The sequence below is a fragment of the Flavobacterium sp. KH_035 genome (genome assembly GCF_057839565.1).
On the sequence record NZ_CM174492.1, the window covers coordinates 3774789 to 3787665 of the forward strand.

9 protein-coding genes are annotated in these 12877 nt (G+C 33.6%); 6 read left to right on the forward strand and 3 right to left on the reverse strand.

Annotated features, from left to right (window positions below; all coding sequences use genetic code 11):
• Positions 1 to 130: 130 nt before the first annotated feature.
• Positions 131 to 559, forward strand: coding sequence for an MgtC/SapB family protein (locus tag AC3IS6_RS15470; protein ID WP_489160648.1), 429 nt, complete (start codon positions 131 to 133; stop codon positions 557 to 559).
• An 18-nt stretch (positions 560 to 577) separates the two neighbouring features.
• Here the strand turns inward: AC3IS6_RS15470 and AC3IS6_RS15475 are convergent, their stop codons facing one another.
• The gene (locus AC3IS6_RS15475) at positions 578 to 1093 is read right to left on the reverse strand and encodes a hypothetical protein (RefSeq protein WP_489160650.1); all 516 of its coding nucleotides are present in this window, start codon (positions 1091 to 1093) and stop codon (positions 578 to 580) included.
• 209 nt (positions 1094 to 1302) lie between these two features.
• On the opposite strand from AC3IS6_RS15475, the gene AC3IS6_RS15480 reads away from it, so the two are divergent.
• From AC3IS6_RS15480 to AC3IS6_RS15495, 4 genes are all read left to right on the forward strand, one after another.
• Positions 1303 to 1953, forward strand: coding sequence for a hypothetical protein (locus AC3IS6_RS15480; protein ID WP_489160652.1), 651 nt, complete (start codon positions 1303 to 1305; stop codon positions 1951 to 1953).
• A 164-nt stretch (positions 1954 to 2117) separates the two neighbouring features.
• A complete protein-coding gene (locus AC3IS6_RS15485) occupies positions 2118 to 2996 on the forward strand; it encodes a hypothetical protein (RefSeq protein ID WP_489160653.1) in 879 nt (292 codons plus the stop codon).
• 164 nt (positions 2997 to 3160) lie between these two features.
• On the forward strand, positions 3161 to 4939 hold the full coding sequence (gene rpsA / locus AC3IS6_RS15490; RefSeq protein WP_068840655.1) for a 30S ribosomal protein S1: 1779 nt from the start codon (positions 3161 to 3163) through the stop codon (positions 4937 to 4939).
• Positions 4940 to 5076: 137 nt separating this feature from the next.
• Positions 5077 to 7704 carry a DUF7619 domain-containing protein gene (locus tag AC3IS6_RS15495; RefSeq protein WP_489160656.1) on the forward strand — a complete coding sequence of 876 codons (2628 nt, stop codon included), beginning with the start codon at positions 5077 to 5079 and terminating at the stop codon, positions 7702 to 7704.
• 172 nt (positions 7705 to 7876) lie between these two features.
• Here AC3IS6_RS15495 and AC3IS6_RS15500 read toward each other — a convergent pair whose 3' ends face one another.
• Together AC3IS6_RS15500 and AC3IS6_RS15505 are read right to left on the reverse strand one after the other, a co-directional pair.
• The gene (locus AC3IS6_RS15500) at positions 7877 to 8398 is read right to left on the reverse strand and encodes an ExbD/TolR family protein (protein WP_489160658.1); all 522 of its coding nucleotides are present in this window, start codon (positions 8396 to 8398) and stop codon (positions 7877 to 7879) included.
• A 28-nt stretch (positions 8399 to 8426) separates the two neighbouring features.
• A complete protein-coding gene (locus tag AC3IS6_RS15505; protein ID WP_489160660.1) occupies positions 8427 to 8960 on the reverse strand; it encodes an ExbD/TolR family protein in 534 nt (177 codons plus the stop codon).
• 297 nt (positions 8961 to 9257) lie between these two features.
• Between AC3IS6_RS15505 and AC3IS6_RS15510 the strand changes: the two genes are divergently transcribed.
• Positions 9258 to 12779 carry a patatin-like phospholipase family protein gene (locus AC3IS6_RS15510; RefSeq protein ID WP_489160662.1) on the forward strand — a complete coding sequence of 1174 codons (3522 nt, stop codon included), beginning with the start codon at positions 9258 to 9260 and terminating at the stop codon, positions 12777 to 12779.
• Positions 12780 to 12877 lie beyond the last annotated feature (98 nt).

Consider the following 12877-nt stretch of genomic DNA (forward strand, 5'->3'; position numbering starts at 1 on the left):
TAATTAATTGTTATGAAAAGCTGCAGGGTAATCCTGCAGCTTTTTTGTTTTCTGTTTTAAACTTCTACTGTTAAAGAAAAAATAGTTTGTAATTAACGATAGAAAAAAGTATTTTTAAGCTATAAAAAGAATGATTTTGAGCACGACAGAATTTTTAACCCGACTTATAATTGCACTTTTTGCAGGATTGATCATTGGTTTTGAAAGACAGTGGCACCACAAAGAAACTGGTTTAAAAACCAATATGCTGGTCGCAACTGGCGCAGCGACATTTGTTTTGTTATCGATTAAAGTGGCAGCAACAGCACCTAATATAGATGTAACCCGTATTACGGCTCAAGTGGTTATGGGAGTTGGTTTTTTGGGTGCCGGAGTTATTTTTAGAGAAGGCCCGAATGTACACGGTCTGAATTCAGCGGCCACGATATGGTGTAGCGCGGCTATTGGCTGTATTGCTGCATCGGGCTATTTTGTTGAAGCTCTGATTTGTACCTCTCTCGTTACAATTGTTAATACAGTTCTTGAACCAATTGAAAAATGGTTGCGAAATAGAAAGTAAAAGCTTGTTTTAAAAAAATTAGGGCAACGAAGCGATCAAATATTCGACCTCTTTTTTTTGTTCTGCATATTTCTGTTGAAGCTTTGAACCTTCACCCATTCGATTGTAATACTCCTTGCCTTTTTGAGCAAAGAATTTTTTGTGGAAATTTGATATTTCAGGAACCTGAGGGAATAAAACACGAAAATTCATTTCATAATAAGCCTGCCATTCTCTTTCGTTTTTATCTAGTACGTAAGGTTTTATTGTTTTTTGACTTACATGAACCATCTCATGCACCATTAGGGTAAGCATTAGTTCCAGTGGGAACTCAAAAGTATTTTCTGGAATTCTTATAATTTGGGGTTTTCCAAAGTCTCCTTCAGTTGTCATCAGAATAAAATCGGGTTTAGCTTTTTCCCTAAACTCAAAGCCTTTAAGATTACTGCTTTTAAGCTTGTACTTTTTTAAGAGCCAGTAAACAGCAGTAATTACCTGCCCATTTTGCCGGAAAGTATCTATTCTTTGTTTTATTTCTTCAAAAGGTACATCCATTACACAAAAATACAGAAAAAAGTGAAACCTGACACCCGCTTAATGAGGTACTCCTTTATGTTTTTCGGGTACTTTTCGATCTTGTTTTTACCACTTATGCACAATATCATACCAGTTATTACTTCATTCGTACTAGTTATGCATTTTGGATAATTAACAGATAATGAGTGTGGTAATTTTGTATCTGAATTTAATAATTAAGTTAAAAGATGAGAAAGATAATTTTGTATACTATGCTGTTAGCTCCTTTTCTCGTATTGTGCCAAACAGATGTTCAAAAACAATTGTCAGATGTATCGTCACGTTTAGATGTAATTTGTAAAAATGAAGAAATAATGATTCCAAGAGTAATATTAAAAAGCAGATTTGATAAGTCAACAGTTGTTGATGTGGATACCAAATTTATTTTGGTTTTTAATACGGCAAATAGTGGAAACATTTTATCCGGTTATTACTATTGGTATGATAGTAAATGGAACAATCTAAGAAATTTAACAGAACAAAAAGGTGTTCCGAAGGACAATGGGAAGACAGGTGACATTTTCATAGATTTCTCTACGAGGGACGTTTATTTTTTTAATGGGACGATATGGCTTTCGATGTCAACGCGTAATGAAACCTTGACAGAGGTAGTGTTTGAAGATAAGAACGGTGTTTTAAGATACAAGAATAATACAGGAGAGGATATTGTAATTAATCTTTCTGAGACAATCCCTAACTTCAAGAAGCCAAAAACTATTTCGCTGAACGCAGCGAAGAAAACCCTTAATTATATCGACGAAAATGGGGGATTAACAATCATAAAACTGGATGTCTTAGTGATGAAGAGCAAAAAGGTAAATCTAACCTCGGCATTCTAAGTAAAACGGATTTACAAGAATCTAAAAATGATAAGATCATATCCGACAGATTTCAAAAACCTGCCAATTTTATTAATAGAAACTAGTTTTATAAGTTTTTAGAGCCTTATAAGAAGATTTGAATAACAATAAAACTAGTAAACACTTTAAAATTTTAAACATATATGGAGAAATATTACAAACCATCAGGTAAATTTTCGTTAATTTTTATTTTGTACTTCTTATTGATTAGCATTACAGCTTTTCCAATTTTGGCATTAATATATGCTTACTGTATATGGTATATTCCTTTTGTCTATATAAGATTTTTTATTACAATAGGTTTTGGTCTTCTTGTTGGAGTTGTAATTCTTCAATTTGTTATAAAAAAAGGAAAAGTTAGAAATCCACTTCTAGGATTTATTATTGGATTTGTTGGTGCTTTTTTGGCATTGTATTTTCATTGGACAATCTGGATCGATTTGGTCATTAAAGCTGGAGAAAGCCAAGATTCTAATAATGTTGGTATTTTAGTAAGTAATATTGATTTTCGACAAGTATTTTCATTAATTTTTCGACCGGATTTAGTTTTTGAATACATTGGTCAGGTAAATGAATATGGTATGTGGAGCATTAAGGGAGCAATGGTTAACGGTACATTTCTTTGGGTTATTTGGTTAATAGAGCTTAGTATTGTCGTTGCTATTTCGGGTTTTCTGCCTTATTTAGAAACAAAGAAACCTTTTTCGGAGTCTACTAATTCGTGGTATGAGGAAGTTGTATTGCCTGCTTTGGGTCATATAGAAAACAAACAGCAAATGATAATAGATATTTCGCAAAGTAATCTTGCTAATCTTAATTTTTTAAGTAAAAACATTAGTAGCAAAACAGATAGTCACAGTATCTTTACGCTCTATAAATCTAAATCTGGAAAAAATTATTTATCAATAGAGAACAAGACATTAAAGATAGATAATAAAGGTAAGATTAGATTCGATACTGATCAAGTTGTAGAGTATATTGCTATTAGTAGTGAATTTTCAAAAATATTAGTAGATAAATAATAAGTGACTTATCTGTTTGTAATTACAAAAAAATATAGTAATTTTGCAGACCTTTTGGCAGAGAAGAGTTTCCATTAGGTATCAACCATTTATGTAAAACAACTTCTGTATTTTCTATCGCATAGAGAAACTCGAGAAAAACAGAATACAAATTTTTTATCAGCATGTCTGAACAATTAAAATCACAAGAAGAGTTTTTAGCAAATTTTAACTGGCATAACTTCCAAGAAGGAATTGATGCAGTAGATGAGAAAAACTTACAAGAGTTTGAAGAACTAGTATCAAAAACTTTCATCGCTACAGATCAAGAAGAAGTAGTTGAAGGAGTTGTTGTTAGAATTACAGATAGAGACGTTATCGTTGATATCAATGCTAAATCTGAAGGTGTTATTTCTTTAAACGAATTCCGTTACAACCCAAACTTAAAAGTAGGTGACAAAGTAGAAGTATTAATCGACATCCGTGAGGATAAAACAGGTCAATTAGTATTATCTCACAGAAAAGCACGTACTATCAAATCTTGGGATAGAGTTATTGCAGCTAATGAAACTGGAGAAATCGTTAACGGTTTTGTTAAATGTAGAACTAAAGGAGGTATGATCGTTGACGTATTCGGTATCGAGGCGTTCTTACCAGGATCTCAAATTGACGTTAAGCCAATTAGAGACTACGATGTATATGTAAACAAAATGATGGAATTCAAAGTGGTAAAAATTAACCACGAATTCAAAAACGTTGTTGTATCTCACAAAGCTCTTATCGAGGCTGATATTGAAGTACAGAAAAAAGAAATCATCGGTCAATTACAAAAAGGACAAGTATTAGAAGGTGTTGTTAAAAACATTACTTCTTATGGTGTGTTCATTGACTTAGGTGGTGTTGACGGATTAATTCACATTACTGACCTTTCTTGGAGTAGAATCAACCACCCAAGTGAAGTTCTTGAATTAGACCAAAAATTAAATGTTGTAATCCTTGATTTCGATGATGAGAAAACAAGAATTCAATTAGGATTGAAACAATTAAACGCTCACCCATGGGATGCTTTAGATGCTAATTTAACAATTGGTGATAAAGTAAAAGGTAAAGTAGTTGTAATCGCTGATTACGGTGCATTTATCGAAGTTGCTGAAGGTGTTGAAGGTTTAATCCACGTTTCTGAAATGTCATGGTCAACTCATTTACGTTCTGCACAAGATTTCGTAAAAGTTGGAGATGTTGTTGAAGCTGTTATCTTAACTTTAGATAGAGATGACCGTAAAATGTCATTAGGTATCAAACAATTGACTCAAGATCCATGGACTGATATTACTTCTAAATACCCAGTAGGTTCTAAACATACAGGTATCGTTAGAAACTTTACAAACTTTGGTATTTTCGTAGAATTAGAAGAAGGAATTGATGGATTAATCTACATTTCTGACCTTTCTTGGACTAAGAAAATCAAACACCCATCTGAATTTGTAAATGTTGGTGAAAAACTTGATGTAGTTGTATTAGAATTAGATGTTGAAGGACGTAAATTATCTTTAGGTCACAAACAAACTACTGCTAATCCTTGGGATCAATACGAAGATTCTTTCGCTGTAGGAACTATCCACAATGGTGAAATTTCTGAAATCGTTGACAAAGGAGCTACTGTAGAATTCGGAGATGATATCGTTGCTTTCATTCCTACTCGTCACCTTGAAAAAGAAGACGGAAAGAAATTGAAAAAAGGTGATACTGCTGATTTCAAAGTAATCGAATTCAACAAAGAATTCAAAAGAGTAGTTGCTTCTCACACTGCTATCTTCCGTGAAGAAGAAGAGAAAAACGTGAAAGCTGCAACTGAAAATACTTCATCTAACTCTACTACTAATGCACCAGCTGCAACTTTAGGAGACAACAATGATGTATTAGCTGCATTAAAAGCTAAAATGGAAAAAACTGAGAAAAAATAATTCTTAGTTTCCTCTAAATAGAAAGTCCCACAGCAATGTGGGACTTTTTTTTGCTTCAGTATTTTTCTCCTTTAAATTTTAACAGAAAAAGTTGTGTTATTGTGTTAAAGGGTTATTTTTGTGTAAAAATACCACTTATGAAAAAACTCTACTTTTTGGTTTTATTATTATGTTTTTATGGTGCTAATGCACAGGTGATTACTTTTGGAAGTACTCCTTTTAAAGAAAGATTGCTTTCGGCAAATGCAACCAATGGATTTGCAAAAGATATAAACGGGAATAACATTGTTGTCGATTCCAACTTTGATAAGGAAATTAATGCTGTGGAGGCATCAAAAGTTTATTTTTTGGAACTAGGAGGCACGAAATCGACGATTTATAATTTAATGGGAATTGAATTTTTTGTCAATTTAAAGACTTTGAATTTTTACGGACAAAGAGTAACCGCTGATTTGAGACCGTTGAAAAATTTAGAAAGAATAAATTGCGGAGGAGATTTAGTTACAAAAGACCTCAATATTAACGGGCTTAATTTAAAAGAAATACGCGCAGAAAGCAGCCTTTCAATAATGCCCTATTTATTGGATAATGGTCCGACAGGAATTTCTCAGTTTGCCAATCTGGAAGTTTTGTTTTTAGGGGGAGATCGATTAGAAACAATCAACCTTCAAAGCCTAAAATCGTTAAAAACACTGATGATTACAAGATCAAAAATAAAAAGCCTTGATTTAAGCAATCAGACTAATCTGGAGTTTTTGTATTGCAATAACAATCTATTGACAGATTTGGATTTAACCAGCTGCAAGAATATAACTGGTGTAGAAGCTAATTTGAATAATTTCACTACAATCCTGGTGAAGGACCTGCCTAAATTGGAGTATCTTAGAATTAGTGAGAATAGTACATTAAGCGAATTAAGCCTTGTAAATACCCCAAATCTAAAATCGTTAGATGTTTATAAATGTAGTTTAACAGATTTAAATTTATCTAATTTGGTCGCTCTGGAGTCGATTAATTGCAGCAATAATAAACTAACAAATTTGAACATCAAAGGTTCTATAAACTTGTTGAATATATCTTGTGACAATAACTTAATAAAAGAGCTCGATTTGTCTTTATGTAAAAAGTTTGAGTCTTTATATGCTGGTTATAATAAGTTTGAAAGCTTAGAATTTTATGGTAAGCTAGGATCCTATTTTAGTATTTCAAATAATTTAAATTTAAAATATCTTTCCATTAAAAATGGGATCATCAATCAATCCAGTATAGAATTTGCCAACTGTCCCAACTTGAAATACATTTGCGTAGATGAAAATGATAATGAAATTGCTACGGTTCAAAATTTAATCAAAACGTATAAATACACAGATTGTCATGTAAATTCCTATTGCAATTTTCATCCGGGAGAGGATTATTTTGTAATTCAGGGATCACAGAGAATAGATTCGAACAAAAATGGCTGTGAAAATTCGGATCCATTTTATCCTAATTTAAAATTTAATATTGTGGGAGCTTCTTCCGGAACATTTGTTAATAATTTATCGGGTAATTATTCTATTCCTGTTTTAAAAGGAACGCACAAGATAACTCCTGTTTTAGAAAATCCGTGGTACTTTTCTGTGACACCGGCAACCGCAACGATTGTTTTTCCGGCGCAGACAAGTCCGTATACTCAAAATTTTTGTATCACTCCAGTTGGTACTTATCGGGATTTAGAAGTTACGATATTACCAATTGATGTTGCAAGGCCCGGTTTTGACGCTAAGTATAAAATCGTATATAAAAATAAGGGTAATGTAGTGCAATCGGGTTCGATAAAATTTGGGTTTGATGATGCCATATTGGAGTATGTCGCTTCCAATACTGCTTTTTCTTCTAAATCCGTTAATGCTATAGAATGGAGTTTTGCAGCTATTCAGCCATTTGAAAGCAGAGAAATAGTATTTACTTTAAAATCAAACAAACCAACAGATTTACCTGCTGTAAACAATGGTGATGTTTTAAAATTAACAGCAACTATTGCCTCTCAGGACAAAGACGAAAGTCCAATCGACAATACTTTTACACTTAATCAGGTAGTAGTAGGTTCTTACGATCCAAATGATAAAACCTGTTTAGAAGGCTCTGTTATTACACCAGAATTAATAGGGGAGTATGTGCACTATATGATTCGTTTTGAAAATACAGGAACATTTGCTGCAGAGAACATTGTCGTAAAAGACATGATCGATTTGTCTAAATTTGATCTTACAACTTTAATCCCAACAAGTTCAAGTCATCCTTTTACAACTAAAATTACAGCAGGGAATAAGGTAGAATTTATTTTCGAAAAGATCAATCTTCCCTTTGATGATGCCAATAACGACGGTTATGTAGCGTTTAAAATAAAGACAAGATCAAACTTAAGAGTTGGAGATACCTTTACGAATGAGGCCAATATTTATTTTGATTATAATTTCCCGATTTTAACCAACAAAGCGACTTCAACTTTTAAAACAGTAACACTGGGGACTCCCGATTTTGAGTTTTCGAACTATTTTACGTTGTATCCAAATCCGGTAAATCATACTTTAAATATCAATTCAAAGGAAGGTATAGAAATACAATCCCTATCCGTTTATGATATGTTAGGGCAATTGGTAATTGCAGTTCCAAATGCAAAATCTGTTTCTGCTATTGATGTTTCAAGGCTTAGTTCAGGGAATTATTTTATAAAAATAAAATCAGACAAAGGAAGTTCGGGTATGAAATTTATCAAATATTAAGAATGTTCTTTAAAAATAGAAAGTCCCACATCAATGCGGGACTTTTTTTATGTATAATATTTAATTTTAAGAAGCTGTCTCCTGCTGTCTGCTATATCTTTTCCTGGCTAAAGGAGCCAGAAAAAGGATGTCGCTACCATCAGGGCTAGGGCAATCGTTTTCAAAAGAAGTTTTATTTTATTGTTAGTAATTTTGTTTCTTCGGGAGTGTAATAATCTACAATGGCGTAAGAATTGATTCCCGTAATGTTTATTTCATCAAGAATGTTAACTAGATTCCCGTAATTTGATTTTTTGCTTGGCTTTATAATTACAGTAACTCCTTTTGTACTGCCTATTTCTGCAGAGTATTGATGCACTTTTTTATTAACGTTTATCAATTCTTTCCTTATTCCATTTTTTCCATAATGTACTTCTTTTGGGGTTTGTATAGGAGAATCCAGTATTCCCATATATGTTATCATTTTATCGTTATCGTCAAGTAGGATCGTTAAAATACGATTTTCATCAGGCTTATTGCATTCTGGACCACAACCTCCACGGTATCCATAATCGTATTCCATTATTTTGGGTTTAGCCAATTCAATTGTGACCATAAAAAATATAATCAACAGAAAAGATATACTGACCATAGCAGTTAAATCAACTCTTGAGTTTAATTTTTTGCTTCTGACTTTTTTAGGTAGATCTTGCATAGCTATAGTTTTAGTGATTGAGAATGTTTTAATTTAAGGCTAGTAAATTAGATTCTTCTGGAGTAAATTCATTGACAATGGCATAGGTATCAATTTTTGCTATTGCCATTTCATCCAGAATATCGACAAGATTTTTAAAATTGCATTTTTTGCTAGGTTTAATAATAACAACAGCTCCTCTGTTAGTTCCTCCCATGCTTGCAGAATACTCAATAATTTGTTTATTTTTTTTGAATAACTCTGTACGAATACCATTTTTACCATATTCGACTTTTTTGATCTCATGTGAATCATATCCTAAAAGACCTCTGTATATTACTATTTTGTTATTTTCATCAAGTAAAATAGTAATTAAACGTTCTTCAACCCCCTTGCCACACGTAATTACACCTGTTAGATCCGGATCTTTTTCTGGTAAACATAAATCCATAATTTTAGGCTTTGACAATTCACCAACTACCATAAAAAAGATGATTAATAAAAATGAAACACTAACCATTGCAGTTAAATCAACTTTTGTACTTAGCTTTTTGCTTCTAACTTTTTTAGCAAGATTTTCCATAATAAATCGATTTTTATTCTAAAGTTAAAAAAATATTCGAAGTCGAACATGATTTTGAGAAAAATGATCCCAAGTATCCGAAAATACAGGCGCAAGTTTTTTATAAACAGGTAATTGTACTCATTTTTTAACTTTTGATTTAATGTAATTTAGTATAGTTTTTCAAAACTCAAAAAAAGCATTTTTAGATGATGTCCTTAGGGAACAATTAGCCTGTTAAAAGGCAGGATTTTATACTACAACCTATTATTGCAGCAACTAAACGCTGCTGTTTATAAATCATAAAACCCCATTATTATGGATATAGTTACTGACCTTACTGCTGAAGCAATATCATATCTGACGCTTTTTCAGGATATTTTAAAAAGTAATCCTAAGAATACTTTTCCTAAAGCATTTTTAGAAAAAGATTCATGGAAAAATCTTGGGAAGGAGGATCAAGATTACTATGGTATATATGAATTAACTCCTGGTCAAATAGACATTATAACAGACTTAGTCTGGCATAGTTCAGATAAGCATGGAGATAAGAATTTGACAAAAGTATATCTGGATATAATTTATGATCTTTTAGATTGGCTTGCCAACAATATCGATAAGAGATATATGGATAAGCCAGAATCGAATGAATTACTGTTGTTTAGAGTTCCTTTTTTTTGGAGACAGCGCATACGGACCGCACTTTACAAAGAAAATTTAGGCGAAAGGGAAAAGTTGGCAAGAGTACTTCGATACATGCCAGTACAAGTTATTCAGGCAATTACCGGTCAGAACAAATCAGCATATGATATTCGCCTATATCAATTTTATGCGGCAAGAGAGAAGATATATGATTACTCAAAGATTTTAAATGATAAAGATTCTAAAAATCATGAGGATTGGTGGAATGAAAATGGCGAGCAGGCTATAAAGTATCTTACTAATGATAAATTGCTTATTGAACAGTTGCTGAATAATAATTCTGACAGGAAAATAAGGACCGAATTTCCATTGCCTTTTGAAACATTGTTTAATGATGAGTTGGACGAAATTAGTAATGCACGTAAGAAGAGAAGTGAGGAATGGCAAGCATCAACAACGAGTGATGAAAGTTTAAACGAGACAATGTTAAAGATTGCTGCTGATGAATCGAAAATACACGATCCCATGTTGAGAGCTACAGAGATGAAGCTTACCGGTCTTGCTTTTTCCGGTGGAGGTATTCGCTCTGCTACATTTAACCTTGGAGTACTGCAGCGATTGGCCAGCCTGGATGTTTTAGAAAAAATTGATTATATCTCTACCGTATCAGGAGGGGGGTATATTGGAACCTGGTACACCTCTTGGATCAAACGATCAGGATCTTTTAGTAAAGTTACCGATCAGTTGTGTCCGGAAAAATCATCCGATCCATTTGCCGATGAAGTCCGTCCTATACGCTGGCTCAGGATGTTTAGTAATTACCTTTCGCCAAATGTAGGAATGATGTCTCCTGACGCCTGGACATCCGGAATGACGTGGTTGAGGAATACTCTTGTCAATCAAACTTTGTTACTATTGGTGTTATTGACTGTTTTTTCTATAATTCTTGAGCTTTACAGAGGTTGGGAATTTCTTGGACAGTTATTAAAAGGATTGGAGAAAAAGAATGAAATTCCATTTTTTGTATTGAATATGGTAATGCTGACTTTTGGAGCGCTTACAGCTGCTTTTGCCATGCGATCTTTTTATAAAGTAAAAAAGAAAAGAAAAGTAGCCCAGGTCACAAAAAATTGGAATGTTTTTAATATTGATATTCCCTTTCTTACCAATATAACAGGTACTCTGCCTTATTTACTTATAACGTGGACGATTATTTGTGCTTTTTTGGTCAGTACATTTATGTTTAATATCAGTATAGCTGAAATTTGTCGTAAAAATGAAAATCTTTATTTCTGGTTTGCTTTTAATGTATCGCTTCCCGCATTCATTGCATTAATTCTCGTAGCAGTACTGGGGAATTACCATAAAAGATACGATCTTATTCAGCTGGGAAAGGCAAATGTAATACGGGAGAAATTGTCTGATAAAGAAAAAACGGAAGAAAAGAATGAAACAAGCGAGACCGGATTTTTTAGCTGGTTCACCGTACTATTAACAATATCATCCGCTATGGCCGCGGCCATTTTAAGCGTATTGCTTTACTTGTTTTGGAAAAATTATGAATTAATATTGGTTCCGGTTAGAAATTTCAATGAGAGGATATGTACAGATAAAGTAATGTTGTTATTCGGACTGCCGATCGTTCTTGAGATTTTTTCTCTTGCTATAATAACCAGAATGGCAATATTAGGCAAATTGTTTCCCGATTACCGTCGTGAGTGGTGGGGAAGAACAGGAGGATATATAAACCGTTTTGTGCTTTTCTGGGTTATTATTTGTTTTGCCGTATTTATTATGCCCGATCTATGGACCGATTTCCGGGCCAATTTTCGGACCAATATGTCAATTGTAATTCCTGTTGCCTGGGGAGGCTGGGCAGGTATAATTGCCTGGGGAGTAAAAATTGCTTTTGCATCCAAAGGTGATGAAGAATCGGGTAAAACTGATTACATTGTAAATATCATTGTTAAGCTTGTGCCCTTTATTTTTATGATTGGAGTACTGCTTATCGGTTCAGGTCTTATCAATTGGATAAGAGAAGGGAACACTGGCGTTGTGAATTTTCTGACAACGGTAGGATTGTTTTTGATAACATATTTTTTAAGTTGGCGTGTAGGGGTTAATGAGTTTTCGCTTCACCATTTTTACCGCAATCGGCTTATAAGAGCTTTTATGGGAGCGACCCGCAGCAGAGAAGATCGAATTAAAACGGCTAATGCATTTACCGGTTTTGATACCAATGACGACATTTTACTGTCATCGATGAAGGTTGATGACGGTTATTTCGGCCCGTATCCTATTCTTAATACAGCACTTAATGCAACCGTTGTTTCGGCGTTGGACCGACAAGATCGTAAAGCAGAATCATTTGTATTTACTCCGTTGTATTGTGGTTATGATTTTAGTCCAACACGTCCTTCTACTTACGATATAGACCATGTTTATGAATATGGTTATCGTCCTACCGATAAATTTTCTAATGAAAAAGGAGGGCCTACTATCGGGACTGCAATGGCAATATCAGGAGCGGCGGTAAATCCGAATTGGGGCTACCATTCTTCGGCTCCTATGGCTTTTTTACTAACCATTTTTAATGTTCGTTTGGGGTGGTGGATTGGCAATACAAGACGTGAAAGATGGAAGGACTCTGATCCAAGATTTGGTTTACTTTATCTGATTCAAGATTTGGTTGGTAAATCCGATATCAATATGAATTATGTGTGCCTATCGGATGGAGGACATTTTGACAATATGGGATTGTATGAACTTATTAGAAGACGTTGTCATCATATCATATTGGGAGATGGCGAACAAGATCAGGAGGTTGCCTGCGAAGGTCTGGCCAATGCAATTAGAAGATGCCGTATTGATTTTGGCGTTGAAATTGTTTTAGATGATTTCAAGGATATTGCAAAACGTGATGGAAAATCAGAAAAACACATTATCAAAGGAGAAATTAAATATCCCGGAGTGAAAGAGGCTGGCACTTTAATTTATATAAAAGCTGCTTTGACGGGTGATGAACCTATTGATATACGCGAGTACGCTCTGGCTAATCCAGATTTTCCACAACAGTCTACTGCAGATCAGTTTTTTGATGAAGCTCAGTTTGAAAGCTATCGTAAACTGGGTTATCATTCAATAAATAATATTAATGAATTGTGCTTTCCTAGTGCTAAACCTTTACCTGGCAAATGAGAAAATATTTAAATTTATTTGAAAAATAAATTCGCTGTAAATACTTGTTCTATAGTCTTCTTTGAAAATATTTCGGCATTTTTTGATTTATTTTAATG

Excerpts from the sequence above, each read along its gene's own strand:
- AC3IS6_RS15470 (WP_489160648.1), top strand. The coding sequence starts at position 131 with ATGATTTTGAGCACGACAGAATTTTTAACCCGACTTATAATTGCACTT.
- AC3IS6_RS15475 (WP_489160650.1), bottom strand. The coding sequence starts at position 1,093 with ATGGATGTACCTTTTGAAGAAATAAAACAAAGAATAGATACTTTCCGG.
- AC3IS6_RS15480 (WP_489160652.1), top strand. The coding sequence starts at position 1,303 with ATGAGAAAGATAATTTTGTATACTATGCTGTTAGCTCCTTTTCTCGTA.
- AC3IS6_RS15485 (WP_489160653.1), top strand. The coding sequence starts at position 2,118 with ATGGAGAAATATTACAAACCATCAGGTAAATTTTCGTTAATTTTTATT.
- rpsA (WP_068840655.1), top strand. The coding sequence starts at position 3,161 with ATGTCTGAACAATTAAAATCACAAGAAGAGTTTTTAGCAAATTTTAAC.
- AC3IS6_RS15495 (WP_489160656.1), top strand. The coding sequence starts at position 5,077 with ATGAAAAAACTCTACTTTTTGGTTTTATTATTATGTTTTTATGGTGCT.
- AC3IS6_RS15500 (WP_489160658.1), bottom strand. The coding sequence starts at position 8,398 with ATGCAAGATCTACCTAAAAAAGTCAGAAGCAAAAAATTAAACTCAAGA.
- AC3IS6_RS15505 (WP_489160660.1), bottom strand. The coding sequence starts at position 8,960 with ATGGAAAATCTTGCTAAAAAAGTTAGAAGCAAAAAGCTAAGTACAAAA.
- AC3IS6_RS15510 (WP_489160662.1), top strand. The coding sequence starts at position 9,258 with ATGGATATAGTTACTGACCTTACTGCTGAAGCAATATCATATCTGACG.